The sequence below is a fragment of the Rhizobium sp. NZLR10 genome (assembly GCF_019685125.1).
Taxonomy (GTDB): Bacteria; Pseudomonadota; Alphaproteobacteria; order Rhizobiales; family Rhizobiaceae; genus Rhizobium.
In genome coordinates this window covers 61,246-80,717 of record NZ_JABDWE010000001.1, presented here as the reverse complement: position 1 = coordinate 80,717, position 19,472 = coordinate 61,246, and the positions used below count along the sequence as shown (strand labels likewise).

The 19,472-nt window shown below is 61.1% G+C and carries 16 protein-coding genes; 4 read left to right on the top strand and 12 right to left on the bottom strand.

The features are described from left to right. Positions 1 to 49 precede the first annotated feature (49 nt). Positions 50 to 2,236 carry a catalase/peroxidase HPI gene (gene katG, locus HJB82_RS00310; protein ID WP_221139384.1) on the bottom strand — a complete coding sequence of 729 codons (2,187 nt, stop codon included), beginning with the start codon at positions 2,234 to 2,236 and terminating at the stop codon, positions 50 to 52. Between the two features lie 141 nt (positions 2,237 to 2,377). Here katG and HJB82_RS00305 point away from each other — a divergent pair, with 141 nt between their 5' ends. Beyond that, positions 2,378 to 3,292, top strand: a complete 915-nt coding sequence (locus HJB82_RS00305) for a hydrogen peroxide-inducible genes activator (protein WP_207585124.1) — start codon at positions 2,378 to 2,380, stop codon at positions 3,290 to 3,292. Between the two features lie 13 nt (positions 3,293 to 3,305). Here HJB82_RS00305 and panB read toward each other — a convergent pair whose 3' ends face one another. Next, a complete protein-coding gene (panB, locus tag HJB82_RS00300) occupies positions 3,306 to 4,127 on the bottom strand; it encodes a 3-methyl-2-oxobutanoate hydroxymethyltransferase (RefSeq protein ID WP_207585125.1) in 822 nt (273 codons plus the stop codon). After that, on the bottom strand, positions 4,124 to 5,017 hold the full coding sequence (panC, locus tag HJB82_RS00295; protein WP_207585126.1) for a pantoate--beta-alanine ligase: 894 nt from the start codon (positions 5,015 to 5,017) through the stop codon (positions 4,124 to 4,126). Before panC ends, panB begins: the two co-directional genes overlap by 4 nt. 277 nt (positions 5,018 to 5,294) lie before the next feature. On the opposite strand from panC, the gene HJB82_RS00290 reads away from it, so the two are divergent. The 3 genes from HJB82_RS00290 to HJB82_RS00280 all read left to right on the top strand — a co-directional run bounded on the left by HJB82_RS00290 (position 5,295) and on the right by HJB82_RS00280 (position 8,803). Further along, the gene (locus HJB82_RS00290) at positions 5,295 to 5,777 is read left to right on the top strand and encodes a ProQ/FINO family protein (protein WP_207585127.1); all 483 of its coding nucleotides are present in this window, start codon (positions 5,295 to 5,297) and stop codon (positions 5,775 to 5,777) included. 220 nt (positions 5,778 to 5,997) lie between these two features. Continuing rightward, on the top strand, positions 5,998 to 6,987 hold the full coding sequence (locus tag HJB82_RS00285) for a cytochrome-c peroxidase (protein ID WP_221139383.1): 990 nt from the start codon (positions 5,998 to 6,000) through the stop codon (positions 6,985 to 6,987). A 10-nt stretch (positions 6,988 to 6,997) separates the two neighbouring features. Continuing rightward, complete coding sequence (locus HJB82_RS00280) at positions 6,998 to 8,803, top strand: methyl-accepting chemotaxis protein (RefSeq protein ID WP_221131317.1); 1,806 nt, start codon at positions 6,998 to 7,000, stop codon at positions 8,801 to 8,803. Here HJB82_RS00280 and repC read toward each other — a convergent pair. The 9 genes from repC to HJB82_RS00235 all read right to left on the bottom strand — a co-directional run bounded on the left by repC (position 8,785) and on the right by HJB82_RS00235 (position 19,247). Next, on the bottom strand, positions 8,785 to 10,083 hold the full coding sequence (repC, locus tag HJB82_RS00275; RefSeq protein ID WP_221116876.1) for a plasmid replication protein RepC: 1,299 nt from the start codon (positions 10,081 to 10,083) through the stop codon (positions 8,785 to 8,787). The two genes, HJB82_RS00280 and repC, sit on opposite strands and share 19 nt — an antisense overlap. A gap of 213 nt (positions 10,084 to 10,296) precedes the next feature. Then, a complete protein-coding gene (gene repB / locus HJB82_RS00270; RefSeq protein ID WP_221131316.1) occupies positions 10,297 to 11,274 on the bottom strand; it encodes a plasmid partitioning protein RepB in 978 nt (325 codons plus the stop codon). Between the two features lie 69 nt (positions 11,275 to 11,343). After that, on the bottom strand, positions 11,344 to 12,552 hold the full coding sequence (gene repA, locus HJB82_RS00265) for a plasmid partitioning protein RepA (protein ID WP_221116878.1): 1,209 nt from the start codon (positions 12,550 to 12,552) through the stop codon (positions 11,344 to 11,346). 272 nt (positions 12,553 to 12,824) lie between these two features. After that, positions 12,825 to 13,886 carry an ABC transporter ATP-binding protein gene (locus HJB82_RS00260; RefSeq protein WP_221116879.1) on the bottom strand — a complete coding sequence of 354 codons (1,062 nt, stop codon included), beginning with the start codon at positions 13,884 to 13,886 and terminating at the stop codon, positions 12,825 to 12,827. Positions 13,887 to 13,908: 22 nt separating this feature from the next. Continuing rightward, positions 13,909 to 14,763, bottom strand: a complete 855-nt coding sequence (locus HJB82_RS00255; protein WP_221116880.1) for a sugar phosphate isomerase/epimerase — start codon at positions 14,761 to 14,763, stop codon at positions 13,909 to 13,911. A gap of 48 nt (positions 14,764 to 14,811) precedes the next feature. Then, positions 14,812 to 16,050, bottom strand: coding sequence for an ROK family transcriptional regulator (locus tag HJB82_RS00250; RefSeq protein WP_221116881.1), 1,239 nt, complete (start codon positions 16,048 to 16,050; stop codon positions 14,812 to 14,814). A 40-nt stretch (positions 16,051 to 16,090) separates the two neighbouring features. Further along, complete coding sequence (locus HJB82_RS00245; protein WP_007635896.1) at positions 16,091 to 16,933, bottom strand: carbohydrate ABC transporter permease; 843 nt, start codon at positions 16,931 to 16,933, stop codon at positions 16,091 to 16,093. Further along, on the bottom strand, positions 16,930 to 17,859 hold the full coding sequence (locus HJB82_RS00240; protein ID WP_207585136.1) for a carbohydrate ABC transporter permease: 930 nt from the start codon (positions 17,857 to 17,859) through the stop codon (positions 16,930 to 16,932). Before HJB82_RS00240 ends, HJB82_RS00245 begins: the two co-directional genes overlap by 4 nt. Before the next feature lie 89 nt (positions 17,860 to 17,948). After that, positions 17,949 to 19,247 (bottom strand): ABC transporter substrate-binding protein, encoded by a 1,299-nt coding sequence (locus HJB82_RS00235; RefSeq protein WP_221116882.1) that lies wholly within the window; start codon positions 19,245 to 19,247, stop codon positions 17,949 to 17,951. Positions 19,248 to 19,472: the final 225 nt, after the last annotated feature.

Below are 19,472 nucleotides of genomic sequence, written 5' to 3'. Positions count from 1 at the left end.
AGAAATGCCCGGGTGCAGCCGAAGCTGCGCCCGGGGGAATGCTTACCGATCAGACGAGGTCGAAACGGTCGGCGTTCATGACCTTGGTCCAGGCCGCGACGAAGTCTCTCACGAACTTCTCCTTGGCGTCGGATTGGCCGTAGACTTCGGCAAAGGCGCGAAGCTGCGAATGCGAGCCGAAGATCAGGTCGACGCGGGTGCCGGTCCACTTGACTGCGTTCGTACTGCGGTCGCGGCCTTCGTAAACGCCTTCTTTGCCAGCTGCGGGCGACCACTGCGTGGCCATGTCGAGCAGGTTGACGAAGAAGTCGTTCGTCAGCGTTTCCGGGCCGGAGGTGAAGACGCCATGATCGGGCGTGCCGGCTTTCAGGACTCGCAGGCCGCCGACGAGGACCGTCATTTCGGGTCCAGTCAGCGTCAGAAGCTGGGCGCGATCCACCAAGGCTTCCTCCGGCTTCATGAACTGCAGGCGCTTGCCGTTCACATAGTTGCGGAAGCCGTCGATGCGCGGTTCAAGGGCAGCGAAGGAGGCAGCATCGGTCTGTTCCTGCGATGCATCCGTGCGGCCCGGCGTAAACGGCACGCTGACGGGATGACCCCCGGCGGCTGCCGCTTTCTCCACACCGGCAGCACCGGCGAGAACGATCAGGTCGGCGAGCGAGATCTTCTTGCCGCCGGTCTGGGCAGCGTTGAAGTCCTTCTGGATGCCTTCAAGAACGCCGAGCACCTTGGTGAGCTGTGCCGGCTGGTTGACGTCCCAGTCCTTCTGCGGGGCAAGGCGGATGCGCGCGCCATTGGCGCCGCCGCGCTTGTCGGAACCGCGGAAGGTCGAGGCCGACGCCCAGGCGGTCGAGACCAGTTCCTGCACGCTAAGACCGGTTGTCAGCACCTTTGCCTTCAGCTCGGCGATGTCCTTGTCGTCGACCAGCGGATGATCGACGGCCGGGATCACATCCTGCCAGATCAGGTCTTCGGCCGGCACTTCAGGGCCGAGGTAACGGACCTTCGGTCCCATGTCGCGGTGGGTCAGCTTGAACCAGGCGCGGGCGAAGGCGTCGGCGAACTGATCTGGATTTTCGAGGAAGCGGCGCGAGATCTTCTCGTAGACCGGATCGAAACGCAGTGCCAGGTCGCTGGTCAGCATGGTCGGCAGATGTTTCTTCGAGGCATCATAGGCATCAGGAATGGAGGCGGCGGCGTTCTTGGCCTGCCACTGATGCGCGCCGGCCGGGCTCTTCGTCAGTTCCCACTCGAAAGCGAAGAGGTTTTCGAAGAAGTAGTTGCTCCACTTGGTCGGCGTCTGCGACCAAGTCACTTCCAGACCGGCGGTGATGGCATCCTTGCCGACGCCGCTGCCGAACGAGCTCTTCCAGCCGAGGCCCTGATCCTCGATCGCGCCGCCTTCCGGCTCGGCGCCGATAAGGGACGGATCGCCTGCGCCATGCGTCTTGCCAAAGGTGTGGCCGCCGGCGATCAGCGCCACGGTCTCTTCGTCGTTCATCGCCATGCGGGCAAAGGTTTCGCGGATGTCGCGCGCCGAAGCGATCGGATCGGGATTGCCGCCAGGGCCTTCCGGATTGACGTAGATGAGACCCATCTGCACGGCGCCGAGTGGCTCTGCCAGCTGGCGTTCACCGCTGTAGCGCTCGTCGCCCAGCCAGGTTCCCTCAGGACCCCAGAACAGTTCCTCGGGCTCCCACACGTCGGCACGGCCGCCGGCAAAGCCGAAGGTCTCGAAGCCCATGGATTCCAAGGCGACGTTGCCGGTGAGGATCAGAAGGTCGGCCCAGGAGATGCGGTTGCCGTATTTCTGCTTGATCGGCCACAGCAGGCGGCGGGCCTTGTCGAGGTTGGCATTGTCAGGCCAGCTGTTGAGCGGCGCAAAACGCTGCTGGCCCTGGCCGGCGCCGCCGCGGCCGTCGGTGATGCGGTAGGTGCCGGCGCTGTGCCAGGCCATGCGGATGAACAGGCCGCCGTAATGTCCGAAGTCGGCCGGCCACCAATCCTGCGAATCCGTCATCAGCGCATGAAGATCCTGCTTCAGCGCCTCGAGATCGAGCTTCTTGAACTCCTCGGCATAATCGAAGGCTTGGCCGAGCGGGTCGGCGCGGCCGGAGTTGTGGTGAAGAATCTGCACGTTCAGCTGGTTCGGCCACCAGTCACGGTTCGACCGGGCGGCTGGAGCCTTGTGATGCGCAACAGGACATTTGCCTGTGCTGTCAGCGGGGTTGTCCATGATTGTCTCCTTCATTGCTTGATCTGTCTGCCATTCAAACGTTGAGCCGAGTGGGCGCCCCGCTCTCCCTTGCTGTCTTCATATCGGAAGCATATGATAATTTTAAGTTGGATTTACTGATTGCTGCGATAAGCTGAGCTTATGAAGAACCTGACCTTGAAACAGCTGCGTTATTTTGAAGCCCTGGCGAGGGATGGCCGCTTCCGGCGCGCTGCCGACGCCTGCGCCATCTCCCAGCCGGCACTCTCAATGCAGATCAAAGAACTTGAGCAGGAGTTGGGCAGCGCGCTTTTCGAGCGCAGCGCGCGTGAAGTAAAGCTGACGGCCTTCGGCCAGACCTTCGCTCTCAAGGTCCGCGCGATCCTGCGCGGCGTGGACGAGCTGGGGGAGCTGGCGCGCGCCTCCAGCGACTCCTTCCTGACGCGGCTGCGCATCGGTATCATACCGACCATCGCGCCTTATCTGCTGCCGGTCATCATAAACGATCTGAACAAAACTTTCGCCGGAATTCAGATCGAGGTGCGCGAGACGCAGACGGCAAAGCTTGTTCAGGAGCTTACCCAAGGCCAGTTGGACACGGCAATCGTCGCCTTGCCCGTGTCGGAACCGTCGCTGACCGAGCTCGAGCTCTTCAAGGAAGAATTCGTGTTGGTGCGGCGGCCAGAAGACGAGGGCAAGCCGGTGCCCGAACGCGAGGCGCTGCGCGAAATGCGGTTGCTGCTGCTGGAAGAAGGCCATTGCTTCCGCGACCAGGCCTTGTCGTTCTGCAAGATCGGGTCGGCCCGCCCCCGGGAAGTCATGGAAGGCAGCTCGCTCTCCACCCTGGTCCAGATGGTCAGCGCCGGCATCGGCATCACATTGATCCCGGAGATGGCGGTTCCTGTGGAAACGCGCTCGGCGCACGTTTCGATCTCCCGCTTCCAGTCTCCGCAGCCGTCGCGAACGATCGGCATGGTCTGGCGCAATTCGACCCCCATGGCCAAACAGCTCCTGCAGGTCTCCGAGGCGGTTCGCCGGTCGGCCGACATTATGCGCGAACGACAGGTCGCACGGTGATGGCCGGATGTCCTCAGGATCGCCGCTTGAACGTGTGCTCTGCTGCCGGAAACTTTCGCGATCGCACCTCGGCGGCATAGGCGGCGGCAGCCTCGGTGACCCGCTTGCCGAGCTCGTCGTAGCGTTTGACGAAACGCGGCGTGAAATCGTTGAAGAGCCCGAGAATGTCGTCAGAGACCAGAACCTGGCCGTCGCAGGCTGAGGAGGCGCCGATACCGATGCTCGGGATGTGCATGGCTGAAGTCACCTCTCGGGCGAGCGGTTCCACCGTGCCCTCGATGACAACGGCAAAGGCGCCCGAGCCGCCGATGGCGTGCGCGTCACGCCGGATCTTCGACGTCTCGTGTTCGGAATGGCCGACGGAACGATAACCGCCTGCGGTATTAATCTGCTGCGGCATCAGGCCGATATGCCCCATCACCGGGACCCCTCGCTTCGTCAGAAAGGCGATGGTCTCGGCCATCTCTTCGCCCCCCTCCAGCTTGACGGCATCACAGCCAGTTTCCTGCAGGATGCGGACGGCGTTGCGGAAGGCAACCTCTTTCGATTCCTGATAACTGCCGAACGGCATGTCGACGACGACGCAAGCCTTGCCGACGCCGCGCATCACCGCCTTGCCATGTGCGATCATCATGTCGAGCGTGACGCCAATGGTGTTCTCCATGCCGTAGAGCACCATGCCGAGCGAATCCCCGACCAGGAGCAAATCGCAATGCTCATCGAGCAGCCGCGCCATCGGCGTCGTATAGGCGGTGAGGCAGACGATCGGTTTGCCGCCCTTCATTGCTAAAATGCGGGCTGGCGTAAGGCGCTTTTGAATTCCGGCCGCACTCATCTGGTCACTCCCTTTCCCGGCAAGCCCCGCCCGCCGATCACTCTGTTACCCCCGAGGACCCGGTTGTCGAGAAGCCGTGTCGTGCCGAGCCGAACGAAGAGCGCCACGACGACGGGTTCTGTGATCGACGCGACCGGCTGCAGCGTCGAAGCATCCCTGACGGCAACGACCTCGGGCTTTGCCAGAGGCTCTCGACCGAGAAACGCCTTGAGCTTTTTCTCGAGTTCAGCTGGATCCGTCAGGCCGCCGGCGATGAGACGCTCCGCTTCGTCGAGGGTCTGAGGCACGATCACCGCGGCACGCCGCTCCGCCTCGCTGAGATAGACGTTGCGCGACGACAATGCGAGGCCGTCGCCGTCCCGAACCGTCGGCACCGATATCACCCGCACCGGCACGGCCAGATCATCCACCATGCGCTTGATGATGACGACCTGCTGATAGTCCTTTTCTCCGAAATAGGCGGTCTGCGGCTGCACGATGTTGAAGAGCTTGTTGACGACGGTGGCGACACCGGCAAAGTGCCCAGGCCTGACCGCCCCTTCGAGCTCGTGTCCGAGATCGGGAACGTCGACGACGGTCAGCATCGGCTGGGGATACATATCCTCGACGTCGGGCGAAAAAAGGAAATTGACCCCGACCTGCTTCAGCATGGCTGCGTCGCGTTCCGGATCGCGCGGATATTTGCTCAGGTCTTCGGCCGGGCCGAACTGCAGCGGATTGACGAAAATCGAGACGACGACGATGTCGTTCTCGGCGCGCGCGCGCGAGACGAGTTCCATATGACCGGCATGAAGATAGCCCATCGTCGGAACGAGGCCGACAGTCCTCCCCTGCCGCTTCAGCGCATCCAGCGTGTGGCGCAGCTCGTCAATACTCGAGAAAACCCGCATACATCCTCCCCGCGGCCGGTCACTCTATCTTGGGCGCGGATAAGGACTGTAATCGATGCTGGAGGTCAATGCATATTGCTCGATAAAAACGATTAGATGAAACGGCATTCCGAAAACACCGAGCGACATCAACCCAGGAAACGGCATTTCGCCACAGGGCTGCCGCACCGCTTCAGTGCGGCTTGCAGCCGGACCGACGATGTGCCACGTCCGTTACTCGCCCTTTTCGTCAAAATACCATCATAGTCGGTCGCTATGGACGTTATATGGAGGACGCATGGACAAGCCCTGGAAGATCAGCCGCGGACCGATTGCGGCAACCGAGCTCGACGTTGAGAAGGCAACCGCGATCAACATGCTGTTGATCCGGTCGGTCGCCGTCCTTCCGGCCAAAGCAGGAGATCCGATCCTTCCCTTTGCCGTCGGCCTTTTCAACGAACTGCGTCCGCTGCTGAAGCCCGAAGCCGGCGTGACGACGCTGCGTCGGGCGACCGCCGCCTATGTTCACTGCCGGCGCTACTATTTTGCAAGCGCCCAGCCCGATTCCATGCGCCACGGCCTCGAGGGCGAACCCGTCGAACCAATGACGCCCGAAGACCGGCTGGTCGCGCAAAAACGCTTCCTGAGTCTCAAGCAGAGCACCGGCAAGGCCGAAGCGCCCGAAGCGCCAGTACCGGTTCCCCTTCCCCTGCTGAGCAAGAGCGAACAGATCCGCGCAGCTCTTCTCGGCAAGAAGGGCGCGTCGGCCAGAGCAGGATGACATTGGGTTTGCCCATATCCGGCTTCCTTTAAGTCGTTCGTGCATCCGCAACATCGATATAAGTAGACCTGGTATTGTATTTCGCTGGGATAAATATCCGCATTGCAATGCTGGCTGGCAAAATCTTCACGTCGGCCTCAAATATATTTTGCTTTACATACCATTAATGCAATTGCGCTAATTTTAGCATCAGCCAGAAACGTTCTCCGGACCTGCTAGAATGACGCGTCTCCTGATTGCAGCTTCCCTCTTCGCATTGGCCGCAGTCCAGCCCAGCGCGGCCGCGGATCTTTCCGCCTATAAAAGACCGCTGACGGTCCCTTTCGAGGGGGTGACGGCCTATTCCCCGCAATTGGCGACGCTCGGCAAGATGCTGTTCTTCGATCCCCGGCTTTCCGGCAACAAGAACATGACCTGCGCCAGCTGTCATAATCCTTCCTTCGGCTTCGAGACGCCGGTGACGACGCCGATCGGCGCCGCCAATACCCCGTTGGCGCGCCAGGCGCCGACGGTTCTGAACGTTGCCTGGGTGTCGCCCTTCTTCTGGGACGGGCGCGCGCCGAACCTGGAGCAGCAGGCGGCAGGTCCGATCACCGCTGCCGCCGAAATGAACGGAAAGCTCGACGACGCCGTGATCGAAATGCAGGGCATACCCGATTACAAGAACTGGTTCGGTGAGGTGTTTCCCGACAAGGGCATCAGCAAGGAGACCCTGCTGACGGCGATCGCCACATATGAGCGGACGGTGGTTTCCAACTGGTCGCCGTTCGATCGCTGGGTGGATGGCGACGAGAAGGCGGTTTCGGACAGCGCCAAGCGGGGCTTTGAGTTGTTCACCGGCACTGTGGGCTGTTCCTCCTGCCACACGGGCTGGAATTTCACCGACAACAAATTCCATGACATCGGTCTGCCAGGCGACGATATCGGCCGCTACAAGATCGACGCGAGCAGCCCGAACAATAAATACGCCTTCAAGACACCCGGCCTGCGCAACACGCTCTACCGTGGTCCCTATGTGCATGACGGAAGCCTGAAGAGCATGGACGAGGTGATCGCCCATTATGAAAGCGGCGGCGTCAGCCGTCCGTCGCTCGATCCGGCGATGTCGCCCTTCCTGCTGACGGAAGAGGAGAGCAAAGATTTGATCGCCTTTCTGGGAACTTTGACCGCGGAAAAGCAAGACATCCCCTTGCCGACGCTGCCGAACTGAGGTGCAGGCAATGAAACTCTCGATACGCATGCAGATTCTCGTGCCGATGGTGGCAACGATCGTCGTCGGCTTCGGCAGCGCATTCCTGATCGGCTACCAGGCGGTCACCGGCCAGACCCGGGTCGCCGCGGTGGTGCAGGAGGCGGTGAACGCCAAGCTGGCCTCCGCTCATATCGAACAGCAGTTCCGGCAAGCCACATCGGTGGTCGAGCGGGTGCTGTCGATGACGAACTTCGTGCCGGCGACCGAGGTCAAGGCCGAGTTTGACGCGACCGACAGCGTGCTCTCGCAATCGCTCGATGAGCTTGGCCGCATCGATCTCGCCGCTTCGCTGACCGAGGGGGTACGATCGCTCCGCCAGGCGCATGAGGTCTGGGATAAGAATGTCAGGATCAGCCTTGGACTGCAGCAGGCGGAAGAGGTCCCGACGGCCGAAAAGCTGGCGCGTTCGCAGCAGGCGATCCTGACCGGAATTGCCGCCGTCAATGCCATCGTCGATCAGATTGCGACGGAGAGTGTGGCTGACGCCGGCAGCGCGTTGGAGACGAAGATCGAAATCGAATTGGCCTTGGCGGGCCTTGCCGCCATCATCGGTCTCGGCATACTGATCGCCATCGCCCGGCACGTGTCGCGCCCGATCCAGCGCATCACGCACTCCATGCAGGAGCTCGCGAGCGGCGAGACGGACAAGGCGATCCCCTATGCGGGGCGCCGCGACGAGATCGGCCTGATGGCGGGCTCGGTGGAAGTCTTCCGCCAGAACGCCATCGCCCGCACCCGGCTCGAAGGCGAAGCCGCGGAAAACCGGCGGCTGGCGGAAGCAAACCGGCTGGCTGACCAGGAGCAGGCGGAGGCGAGCGCGGCCGAGCGGCTGACGGTTGCCACGTCGGGTCTCGCGGCCGGGCTGAAGCGGCTCGCGGAGGGCGATCTCGCCTTCAAGCTCTTGGACCGGTTCGCGCCGGAATTCGAGCCCCTCCGAAATGATTTCAACGCCTCCGTCGAGCAGCTCGGCGGCACGCTCCTTTCCGTTTCCGAAAGCGTATCGATCATCAATTCCGGCACTCGCGAGATCAGCAACGGCTCCAACGAACTCTCCGGCCGCACCGAGCGGCAGGCGGCGACGCTCGAACAGACCGCCGCGGCGCTCAGCGCCGTGACTGCCAAGGTCAACGAAGCCTCCAAGATCGCCGAAGAGGCCCGCGGTGTCGCCGACAGTGCCAATCGCAGCGCCGTAGGCTCGGGCAAGGTCGTGGCCCAGACAGTCGATGCCATGGGGCAGATCGAGGAATCGTCCAAGCAGATCAACAACATCATCAGCGTCATCGACCAGATTGCCTTCCAAACCAACCTCTTGGCGCTCAATGCTGGTGTCGAGGCTGCCCGGGCCGGCGAGGCCGGCAAGGGTTTTGCCGTTGTCGCCCAGGAGGTGCGCGAACTCGCACAGCGCTCGGCCCAGGCCGCCAAGGAGATCAAGGACCTTATCGGGCGGTCGTCCGCCAAGGTCACCACCGGCGTCGAACTGGTCAACCAGACCGGCGCAGCACTTGGTGATATCGGCCGCTTCATCGTCGATATCAATCGGTTCATGGAAGCACTGGCAGGCGCGGCGCGCGAACAGTCTACCAACCTGTCGGAAGTCAATGCGGCCATGCACCAGCTCGACCAGGTGACCCAGCAAAACGCCGCAATGGTGGAGGAAACCACAGCCGCCAGCGTCACGCTTGCCGGCGAGGCCGAGCGCCTGCGCGAGCTGGTTACCCAGTTCGAACTGGGCAGGGCGGCGTCCGGCACGCGGGCCTATCGCAATGCTGCCTGAGCGGGGTGCGAGGGAGATGAGCCCCTCGTGCGCAACTGCGCCATCAGCACCGGACCGAGCGCGAATTCGCCGCGTTCGGCGCGTCGCGTCAGGTCCCTGAGATAACCGCCGGCGGAGTTGATGCTCTCTCCCCGCTGCAGAATGCAGGCCATGACGGCGGCGGTGTTCTCCGGTCCCATCACCTTCGCCGCTTCCTCATAGGCCGACGGGCCGACGCCCAGCATCGAGCGCACGACGACCGCCGCCATCATCAGGTCCCGCCAACTGGCGATCGCGGCGCCTGGCCCATAGTCGACAATGTCAGGGCAGGCCTGCAGAACCATGCCGAGCGGGAAAGATTTCAATCCCGCAGCATTCGTCCGGGCGATGGCCCGCGATCCCTCCCCGTCCTTCCCCACCATTCTGGGTTCGCACCTTTCCAGCCCTGCCCTCGGCTCGCAATCTCGGTTCGCCTTCTGCCCCGTTTCCAAGCCCGGTTCAGATTCAGATGTGGATTCAGGGTTCGAATTCTGTATGTGGCGCTCAATCTGGGATTCATTGGTGCTCGCTATCTGTATTTTATCGTGCGATTCCAATGTGTTGATGATGTTTCGGCGCGCCGTCTCGAGCTCTTCGAGGACCGGCGAGAGGTTTTCGGGCGTTGCTGCCCTCGGAATGCGCTGCAGGAGCGCCTGGAACATCGAAGAGGTGCGCTCCCAGTCACCGGGAACCGCTTCCGCGACGGCTGCGGAAACGAGCTTGGCGATATCGCGCCGGCAGATCGTCAGCCGCTCCTTCATTGCGCGCAGCATCTGTCGGTCAGCGGCGATGCGGGCGGCGATCGTTTCGATCTCGGTGGCGCGGGCAAGAAGCGGCGCCAGGCTGAAGCCATAGGCCTCGTCGAGCCCGCCTTCCCTGTGGCGCCTGATATAGCGCTTGCCGTTCGGGCTGTCCTTGCGGGAGATGAGGCCGGCTTCAACGAGACCTGCGAGATGCCGGCGCAATGTCGCGGCGGCCATGCCGCGTGCCCTGAGGCAAAGTTGCGCGTTCGAGGGAAAGACGACCAGTCCTTTCCCACCGGACAGCTCGTCGTCGGGAAAAAATGTCAGCAGGGCATCGAGCACCGTCAGCGCGCGGTCGCTCACGCCGAGACGCGCGCGGGCCTCGCAGACAGATCTGAACAGTTTCCACTTGTTGCGTCTCGTCCCGGGCTCGATCGCTTCGCCTCGCCGCTGTTTCAGCAGCATGGCAAGCGACATTGGCCGCCGCCCGAAGGGCGTCGTCACACATTCACTCTCCATTTCCTTCACCTTTCATCAGGCAAAAGAAATCCGCTCACCAAACGGCGCGTAGCTTCAAAGCGCTACAGCGTTCCTTGCGTGTCTGAAAAAGACACGGGCGGCGCTGCAGGACTCTTGACTGGGATTCGTGAAAATGCGATTCTCTGTCTTGCTTAAGGATAGGAGAAGGGCTTCCACGACCTGGTCGTTTGGGGGCCTTTTTCTTTTGCGGTTTCAGTCTCCTTGATTGCTCTCCTCGGCGAGGAATTGCTCATAGAGCACATCCAGCCTGCTGGAGAGAAATTTTCCGAAGCGGCCGGCATTCCTGGCTTTCATCGAAAGCGAAAATGCCTTGCCGTCATTCTTCATTTCTGCCTGAACTGCCTTGTCCCGCGGCTGCCATTTGACCTTGCCTGCCGCGGCTTGGGTTTTCTTCACCGGCCGGGCGCTTTTGTTCAGCGCCGTGTAGAGCGCTTCGAAACGTTTGTCGGAGGGCGATCCAAGAAAATCGTCGTCTTCCAGGATCTTGGCGATATCGGCCGCATTGGCCGACTTGCCGGCGAGCAGCGAAAGCTCCACCCAGCGTTCACGGCCGATGCCGGGCGCCGCGCCGATCGCCTGGACGACCTCCGGCGAGATGCGATCCATTACCGTTATCATCTTCGAAATCGACGCCGCATTGGCGGCGAGTGCGGTCGAGATGACCTCCCTGTCGTAGCCAAGCTCCTCCAGCCGGCTGGCAAAGAGGGCGCGCTCGATGAAGGTAAGGTTGGCCCGGGCCGAATTCTCCTGCCCTTGGGCGATGACATGGGTCCGATCGTCGATCGCCTTGACGACGGCCCTGACATTGCGGCCGAGTTGGCGGGCCGCGCGCAGGCGCCGATGGCCGAAGACAACCTGATAGCGTCCGTCGATCTTGCCATGGGGACGCACCAGGATCGGCGTATCCTGCCCGCGGGCGCGGATCGCTTCGACCAGCGCGCGGAATTCCTCGTCGTCCTCGGACAGGCGGTCCTTGACGAAGGAGACATCGACGACATCCGGGTCGAGATCGACGACCGCCTCGCCCTCCAGGAACTTCTCCGCCTGTTTGGCCAGTTCATCCAGCGAGCGGACAAGCGACCGGCCTGCCCCGCGCATCGGATAGTTCGGCGCGCCTGCGCCCTCGTCAGGCATGTCGCCCAGCCCTTCCAGAAGATTCTTTCGTGCCATCACGTCCCCCGATTGCGGTCAATCAATTGATTCGGTTTAAGGAAACGATGAATTTGTCAGCCGACAAGTTCATCGCCCCCATGCCTGGTGAATGAGATCGGCAATCTCTGCGTTGACCGAGCCCATCGCCTCCAGCGCCCGATCGTAGGTTCCCCGGTTCATCGACGAACGCTCGACCTCGTAGAGCGTCTGCTTGGTGATCCCGGCATCCGAGATCGCCGTCGATTTGACCATCTGGTTCCGGAGCATGAACTCGTGGAACATCGTCGACATGAAGCCGACCATTTGCGCCTGCGGCACGTCGGTCGGCTCGTAGCGGGTGATCAGATAGCGGTACCAGGAGAGGTTCACTTCGGCGCCGGCCGCGCGGATCGGCTTCAGGATGCCGCCGAGCATCAGCAGGAACTGGCCCATCGACATGACGTCGAGCATCTGCGGATGGATGGTGATCAGCACGCTTGTTGCCGCCGTCAGCGCCGTCAAGGTGAGGTAACCGAGCTGTGGGGGGCAATCGATGACGACGACATCGTAGCGATCGTCGACTTCGGCAAGGGCGCGCGAGATGCGGGTGAAAAACGTCTTGCCCTCATTGGTCGATTTGTCGGCCATGGCGAGCGGCGTGTCGTATTCGTATTCCTGCAGATCGAGATTGGCCGGCACGATATCGAGGCCGGGAAAATTCGTCCTGTGGATGATGTCGGCGAGCGACTTCTTCTCGCCGTCGTAGCGGATCGCTTCGTAGATGGATGCGGCCTGGTCGAACTCCGGCTGGAACCCATGCAGGGACGAGAGCGATGCCTGCGGATCGAGATCGACGGCAAGCACGCGGTGGCCGGTCAGCGCAAGATGCTGGGCAAGATGGGCGGCCGTCGTCGTCTTGCCGGAGCCGCCTTTGAAATTGACGACGGCCAGCACCTGCAGCTTCTCATTGCCGCGGCGATGGGGAACATACATGCGGCTTTCGGAGCGGCCGTGGACATCGAGATATCGTCTCAGTTCCAGCATCTGCTCGGCGGTGTAGGAGCGGCGTCCGGAGGGCGACGTCTGCGGGCAGGGGCCTTTGCCTTCGAGATGGAGTTTCTTCAGCGTGCTTTGCGAGGCACCGACGAAATTCGCGACCTCCGCCAGGGAGAAGTTGCGCAGCGTTTTCTTCGCATTGGGCGGAAAGCGCTGCACGCTGAGCAGATGCAGCTTCTTTGAAATCACGTCGCCATGTTCGAGGATCTGATCCTCGAATTGCAACGGCGCCTTGTTCAAAGGCATCAAACTAGCGTTCATTGGCAGCAATCTCTCGGATAACGATTTTCGGGACCAAAAGCCCTTCTAACCGTTATTATCCGCGATTCTCCGATGCCAGCCAAGAATTTTAAGGTTAACGCATATTAACCTTTTCGGCGTTGGTTCAAGCACTTGGCCGGTGCTGCAGCAATTCCAAGTTACAGCGTCCTTTGCGCTGTAGTGCCTGAAGACTTAAGAGTTTTCGCGGCCGGGGGCGCGGAAAACGCGCCCCCGGCCGACACCCGGCCGAAGGGGAGGGGCAATCGGCCGGCTTAATTCACCGGGGTTTCGCCTGATGTGATGCGTTGCTCGCCGGCGGCAAACAGGTGAACGGCATCAGGGACCGGAGCAACCCTCAGCACCTCGCCGGGGGCCGCCCTGATCCGCTCCCGGAAGACGCAGGTGAGCGTCTGCGTTCCTAACCGGACGATAACCAGCGTTTCCGAACCCGTAGGCTCCACGACGACGGTCGTCACTTCGATGCCGTTGGAATCCAGCAAAATATGCTCGGGACGGATGCCATAAGTCACGGCATCATCCGGGCGGCGCTCGCTCGGCAGCAGCAGCCCGTCGGCGGTTCGGAACCCGTCTTGCGTCATGTTGCCGCTGATGAAATTCATCGCGGGTGAGCCGATAAAGCCAGCAACGAAAAGGTTGTTGGGGCGGTCGTACAATTCCAGCGGCGAGCCTGACTGTTCGATCACTCCGTCCTTCATCACGACGATCTTGTCGGCCATGGTCATGGCTTCGATCTGGTCGTGGGTGACGTAGATGGTGGTCGTCTGCAGCCGTTGATGCAGTTCCTTGATCTCTGAGCGCATCTGTACTCTGAGCTTGGCGTCGAGGTTCGACAACGGCTCGTCGAAGAGGAAGACGGCCGGGTCGCGCACGATCGCCCGGCCCATGGCGACACGCTGCCTCTGGCCGCCCGACAGCTGTTTCGGATATCTCTCCAGCAGACTTTCCAGGCCGAGGATCTTGGCGGCATTGCCGACCCGCTGATCGATCTCCGTCTTCGGCATTCGTTTCAGCCGCAGCGAAAAACCCATATTCTTTGCAACGGTCATGTGCGGATAGAGCGCGTAATTCTGAAACACCATGGCGATGTCCCGATCCTTGGGCGCAAGCTCGTTGACGATATGCCTGCCGATCTGGATCTGCCCTGAGGTGATGCCTTCCAGGCCGGCGATCATCCTGAGCAACGTGGATTTTCCGCAGCCCGAGGGGCCGACCAGAACGACGAACTCGCCGTCGCCGATGTCGACCGATACGCCTTTAATGGCTTTGAAAGCGCCGTAATCCTTGCGTGCATTGTTGACCGAAACATGGGCCATTGCAGTCCTCCTGAAATCGCTATCAAAGCCTGCTCAAGACATTTCTGAGATAATCGAGGCCGAGACGCTCGCCCTCCTTACGCGCCGACAAATCCTTGCCGGGCCAGCCATAGGCGGCGTCCTCGTGCTCGATCGACAGCGTGCCGTCGAAGCCGGCCCCACGCGCCTGGCGCAGAAAGCGCGGCCAGTCGATGAGGCCGAGACCCGGCAGCTTGTATTGCCACCAGCCCTTGCCGTGATACCCCACAGCCTCCAGCACATCTTTATCGATCGCCGTATCCTTGGCGTGCAGGATGGCGATGCGATCCTTCACTGCTTCCATCGCCTGATAAGGATCGACGCCGATGCGGATGAGATGCGACGGGTCGAATTCCAAGCCGAAGCGAGGATCCGAGATTCGCCGAAAAAGCTCCTGCCATCCTCTCGGCGTCGTGCCGATGAAATTGTCCTTCGGACCCGGCCAGTTTTCGATCGCGAAGGTCAGGCCGGCGGATTGCGTCTCTCCGATCAGCCTGATTGCGAATTCGGCGAAGTCGTCATAATTGGCGTCTTCGCTGGCGCTGTCGTCGCGGCCGGGAAAAATCACGAAGATCGGGACGCCGGCCTCACCGATTGCCTTGGCAAAATCGGCGGTTTTCGCCCGAAGCTCCCGGCGCTTGTCGCGGTCGGCGTCGAGCTGATTGCCGAAATAGGTGATCGAGGAGACGAAGAGGCCGCGGCTGCGGGCGAGGGCGACGGCGGCCTCAACCCGGTCGGGCGTTTTGATATGGCCGCCGACATCGATTTCGATGGCATCGAACCCCGCCAATGCGGCGAAATCCACCACTTCCTCCAGTGGGCGATCATTGAATGTCGAGGTGTAAAAGCCGATCTTCACCAAAATCCTCCCATCTTCACCAAATGCCTGGGGCCGTGCCGGCCGTTTTCAGCTGTTCAGGCGATCCATGTTTTTGAGCGGCGACCGGGTGCGTTGAGCCGCGTCGGCCGATGCGAGCATCAGTGCTGCCGCCATCGGCATGGCCGCCGCCCCCATCGCCGAGGCATCCTCGCCGAGCGAGGCGCGATGAAGCGAGGGCAGGTTGGTATCCTCGGGGTCGAGATGCTCGTGCACATAACGCAGCAACTCGTCGACGATGCGGATCGGCAGTCTGCCGCCGACGAGGACGGCGTCGGGATCGACGATCATGCCGATATGCTTGACGGCGACGGCCAGGTGCGCGCTCATTTCCTTCAGCCACTGCGAAACCAGGCGCCTGCCATGCGCATCCAGGCTCAGGAGGTCGTGCGGAACACTCACCTCGACGGCGTGCCGCGCAAGAAAATCGTAAAGGGAAAACAGCGAAAATATCTCGCCGAGAAGCTGGACCTTTTGGCTCTTTTCGTCTCTGCCGTCGGCAATTGGAAGCCAGCCAATCTCGCCGCTGAGGCCCATGGCGCCGCGATGACCGTTGCCGTCAAGCACGAGACCTCCGCCGGGGCAGGCATTGATGGCGATGTAGAAGAAGCTGCTGCTTTCGGCCCCCAGTCCATAATCGAGCTCGGCAAGGGCTGCGGCATTGGCTTCATTTTCGATGAAGACAGGATGCTGTGTCAGGTTTTCCAGTGCCGCGCGCACATCGAATGCCGTCCATTCCTGATAGGCCTTGGGCTTACCGAGCAGCGAAATCTCCCCAAGCCAATCCGGCATCGCCAGACCGATGCCGGCCAGGCGCGCGTCGTCGATCAGCCGGCTGCGCTGGAAATGCGAAATCGCATCTGATGTCAGCTGCAGGAATTCTACCGGCAGGATGAAGCGCTTTTCATGATGCACGCGGGCACGGACATTGCCGACGGCATCGACGGCCAGGACTGTCAGATGATCGCGATCGATATTGATGCCGATCGCAAAACAGGCGTCCGGATTGATCTCCAGTTCAATCGCCGGCTGCCCTCTCAGCCCATGCCGCCGACGGGCTTCCATGATCAGGCCCTCATCCAGCAAACGATCGACGATGCGGGCGATTGCCGGTTTGGTAAAACCCGTCTGCCGAGCGATTTCGGCGCGTGAAATCGGTGCCTGGCGATGGATGCAGCGCAGGACGACGGCCCTGTTGTGCTCGCCTGCATCTTCGACATTGGCGCCGGTCAAATCCGGGGAAAGCCTGGCGCCGAGCGTTTGGTTCATGGGGTCGTATCCTTCCTCACGCATGGAGATTGACCGTCCCTCATCCCTTCACCGCGCCGCTGGTCATTGCGCCGAGGATCAGCCTCTGGAGCGACAGGAAGGCCACGATCGCCGGAACGACCGAGATCAGGCAGGCGGCGGCGAGAAGCTGGATGGACGAGTCGGTCTGCATGCCGCGGAAGTTAAAGATTCCGACGCCGATCGGCATCAGGTCATTTTTGGTGAGTAGCAGGAAAGGCACCAGGAATTGCGACCAGCCGGCAATCACCGTGATGATGAAGACCGAGGCGATGCCCGGCGCCGACAAGGGCAGAACAATACGCCAGAACACCGAAAACCTGTTGCAGCCATCGATCATGGCGGCCTCGTCGAGGCTGCGCGGAATGCCGTCCACGGTGCTCTTTAAAAGCCAGGTCGCCAGCGGAACGCCGAGGGCGATATAGACCATGACGACGGCAAAATGGGTGTCCAGCATTCCGAGGCGGTTCATGTAGCGGTAGAGCGGCACCATGATGACAAGCGGCGAAATCATCTGGAAAAGCAGCAGACCCATCATCGACAGGCCCTTGCCGCGGAATTGAAAGCGGGAAAAGGCGTAAGCCGCGGGCAGTGCTACGATCAGCACGCCGAAGCCGCTCAAGGCCGCAAGCTTGAGACCGTTCCAGAGATAGACCGGGAAATAGCTGTTGTTCAGAACGGTGATGAAATTGTCGATGGTGGGATTCTGGGGAATATAGCGCGCCGCGCCGCGATAGATCTCGCGCTTGTCACGCATCGCCATCGACAGGAGATAGGTGAGGGGGCCGGCGAAGAAGATGAACATCACCAGCATGAAGAGATAGCTGAAGGCATCGCCGAGCCGCGTTCCGGTCCGTCCGCTCATTGCTCTTCCTCCTTCGGTAGGAATGACGCATAGACGAAAGCAAGCCCGAGGCTGATGATCAGCATGAGCACGGAGAGCACGCTGCCGCCTGATAGATCGTAGTTTCTAAAGACGATATTGAAAACGTAGAGCGAGATGACCTCGGTCGCGCGCCCCGGACCACCGCCGGTCAGCGTGATGATCGCATCGAAAGTATTCACCGTCTGAATCGTGATGAGGATCATATTGACGAGGATCGCCGCGCGCAGCTGCGGCAGGGTAATGAAGAAGAACTGCTGCGATGCGGTTGCGCCATCGACCTCGGCGGCTTCGTAGAGCGAGGGATCGATCGCCTTCAGCGCCGCATACATGACGACCATCGAAAAGGCCGTGCCGCGCCATATGTTGGAGATCAGCGTCGACCATGGGGCGATTGCGGGATCGGAAAGCCAGGCGACAACAGGCATGTGCATCAGCCGCAAAATGCTGTTCAATGCGCCGTAAGGCGCTTCGGAAAACAGCATCTGCCAGATGATGCCGCCGGCAATGCCGGGGACGACCCAGGCGATCAGCGCCGTCGTTCTCAGGATCGTGGTGCCGAACAGGCCGCGTTTTTCGCCGCGGATAACCACGACGGCAACGGCAATGCCCAGAATTTGCTGGCCGATAACGCTGCCGCCGACGAAAATCAGCGTCGCCCATAAAATGTCGGGCAGCTGCGGCGAACTCAAGGCATTGGTGATCGAGCCCAGCGTATATTGCTGATTGTCGCCGATCAGCGTCGCATTGGTAAATGACAGCCTGAAAACGTCGATGACCGGATAAAGATAGAAAATGCCGATGACGATGATCACGGGCATGATCCAGGGCAAGGGCGCGCCGGCGAAACGGCGCATGAACGTTCTGCTTTGAGGCGGGCTGTCAGCCTCGATGGCAATGGGGCTCATTAGCTCTCTGTCCGGGTTTGGCAAAGTCGGCGACGCCTGAAGGGCAGGCGTCGCCGCTGTCTGAAGCGTTACGATTGCTTGGCGCGGGGTTACAGGCGCTTGTAAGCCTCCATTGCCGCGTTGAAGGCGGCATTCAAAGCGTCCTCCGGCTTTTTGGTCCCGGAGAGCACGTCGCCCATCATGATCTGGATCTGGTTGGAGATCTCCGGATAGATCGGCACACCGGGGCGTGCCTGGCCGTCGACCAGAGCCGCGGCGAAGGTCTTGTTGGCCTCCGTGGAGAACACCTCATATTTGTCGAAGAGCGATTTGCGGGTCGGCAGCTGCTGCTGCAGCGCGTTTGCCGGCCCCATATAGACCTCGCGTGCGAGGTTGGCGCACATCTCGACCTTGTCCTTGTCCTTGCTGAAGGAGGCGATCGTCCAGCCGCCGGTGCCGGTCGAGCGCTGATCGGCACTGGGACCGGGGATTGGCGAGAAGGTCCAGTTCTTGAATTCGTCCGCGTCGAGCGTCGTCTTCAACTGCGCATATTGCCAGTTGCCGCCGATGAAGAGCGCCGTCGTCGCCGCTGCGGCCGCAGCATTCATGTCGTCGTAATTGGCGATCGTGCTGACGCGCTTGGGCGCTGCGCCGGAATCGACGAGATCCTTGAAGTAATTCAGCGCTTTGAGGAATTTCTCCTTGTTCTCGCCTTCGCCGAAGACCGGCTTGCCGGAGTCGTCGACGAGCTTGCCGCCGAGCGCCCAATAATTTGCGAGCCAGTCGAACGTCGTCCCTTCCCAGCGCCCGCCATTGAAGAGCACGCCTTCCATTCCTTCCTTGGTGGAGGCGAGCGCGGCCTTTTTCAGGTCGTCCCATGTCTGCGGCGCATCCGCGACGATCGACTTGTTGCGGTAGAGCACCCGAAGGTCCGTGTCCCACCACCATGCCCGGACCGTCTGGTCTTTGTCGGTGATGCCGCTGCGGATGAAGGGGAAGAGGTCAGCCACTTCTTCCTTCGAGAAGTAGGGTGTGAAGTCCGCAAGCACGTGATTGACCATGAACTGTGAAAGCACGAAGGAATCGACGGCGGCGCAATCGGGCGCATTGCCGGCCTTGGCCTGCTCCAGCATCTTGGCTTGTTCGGTGCCGATGTCCGACGACATGAACTGCATCTGCAGTTTCCAGTCGGGATGCTTCTTGATGAAATCGACGAAGAGCTTCTGATAGCCCTCGGCGATCGCCGGATCCGCATTGTTCGGACTGTCGTTCGTCAGACGGACGACGAGGGATTTCGGGGCATCGGCCAAGCCGATCCTGTCCTTGGTAGCGAGTTCCTGGGCAAATGAAACGGATGCTGAAAATAACATTGTGCTCAGCGCAAATGCGCTGACGGTGGCGCTCTTCATGATGGGTCTCCTCCCCATTTGGAACGAATACAGCCTGGCGGTCAGTTGACCTCTCCTCATTTCCGTGCTGCATTAAATAGATTAAGTTACTTTGATTTGATGTCAAGCCAGAGCTTTTGGGAGGATCGAAATGCTGGCGACATTCAACAGCAGCTAGCGCGCACGCTGGTTTTCGGAAGGGATATGCGCCAATTAAAGTGACGGAGCGCGTGCCTTTCGGACACG

Excerpts from the sequence above, each read along its gene's own strand:
- katG (WP_221139384.1), bottom strand. The coding sequence starts at position 2,236 with ATGGACAACCCCGCTGACAGCACAGGCAAATGTCCTGTTGCGCATCAC.
- HJB82_RS00305 (WP_207585124.1), top strand. The coding sequence starts at position 2,378 with ATGAAGAACCTGACCTTGAAACAGCTGCGTTATTTTGAAGCCCTGGCG.
- panB (WP_207585125.1), bottom strand. The coding sequence starts at position 4,127 with ATGAGTGCGGCCGGAATTCAAAAGCGCCTTACGCCAGCCCGCATTTTA.
- panC (WP_207585126.1), bottom strand. The coding sequence starts at position 5,017 with ATGCGGGTTTTCTCGAGTATTGACGAGCTGCGCCACACGCTGGATGCG.
- HJB82_RS00290 (WP_207585127.1), top strand. The coding sequence starts at position 5,295 with ATGGACAAGCCCTGGAAGATCAGCCGCGGACCGATTGCGGCAACCGAG.
- HJB82_RS00285 (WP_221139383.1), top strand. The coding sequence starts at position 5,998 with ATGACGCGTCTCCTGATTGCAGCTTCCCTCTTCGCATTGGCCGCAGTC.
- HJB82_RS00280 (WP_221131317.1), top strand. The coding sequence starts at position 6,998 with ATGAAACTCTCGATACGCATGCAGATTCTCGTGCCGATGGTGGCAACG.
- repC (WP_221116876.1), bottom strand. The coding sequence starts at position 10,083 with ATGGAGAGTGAATGTGTGACGACGCCCTTCGGGCGGCGGCCAATGTCG.
- repB (WP_221131316.1), bottom strand. The coding sequence starts at position 11,274 with ATGGCACGAAAGAATCTTCTGGAAGGGCTGGGCGACATGCCTGACGAG.
- repA (WP_221116878.1), bottom strand. The coding sequence starts at position 12,552 with ATGAACGCTAGTTTGATGCCTTTGAACAAGGCGCCGTTGCAATTCGAG.
- HJB82_RS00260 (WP_221116879.1), bottom strand. The coding sequence starts at position 13,886 with ATGGCCCATGTTTCGGTCAACAATGCACGCAAGGATTACGGCGCTTTC.
- HJB82_RS00250 (WP_221116881.1), bottom strand. The coding sequence starts at position 16,050 with ATGAACCAAACGCTCGGCGCCAGGCTTTCCCCGGATTTGACCGGCGCC.
- HJB82_RS00245 (WP_007635896.1), bottom strand. The coding sequence starts at position 16,933 with ATGAGCGGACGGACCGGAACGCGGCTCGGCGATGCCTTCAGCTATCTC.
- HJB82_RS00240 (WP_207585136.1), bottom strand. The coding sequence starts at position 17,859 with ATGAGCCCCATTGCCATCGAGGCTGACAGCCCGCCTCAAAGCAGAACG.
- HJB82_RS00235 (WP_221116882.1), bottom strand. The coding sequence starts at position 19,247 with ATGAAGAGCGCCACCGTCAGCGCATTTGCGCTGAGCACAATGTTATTT.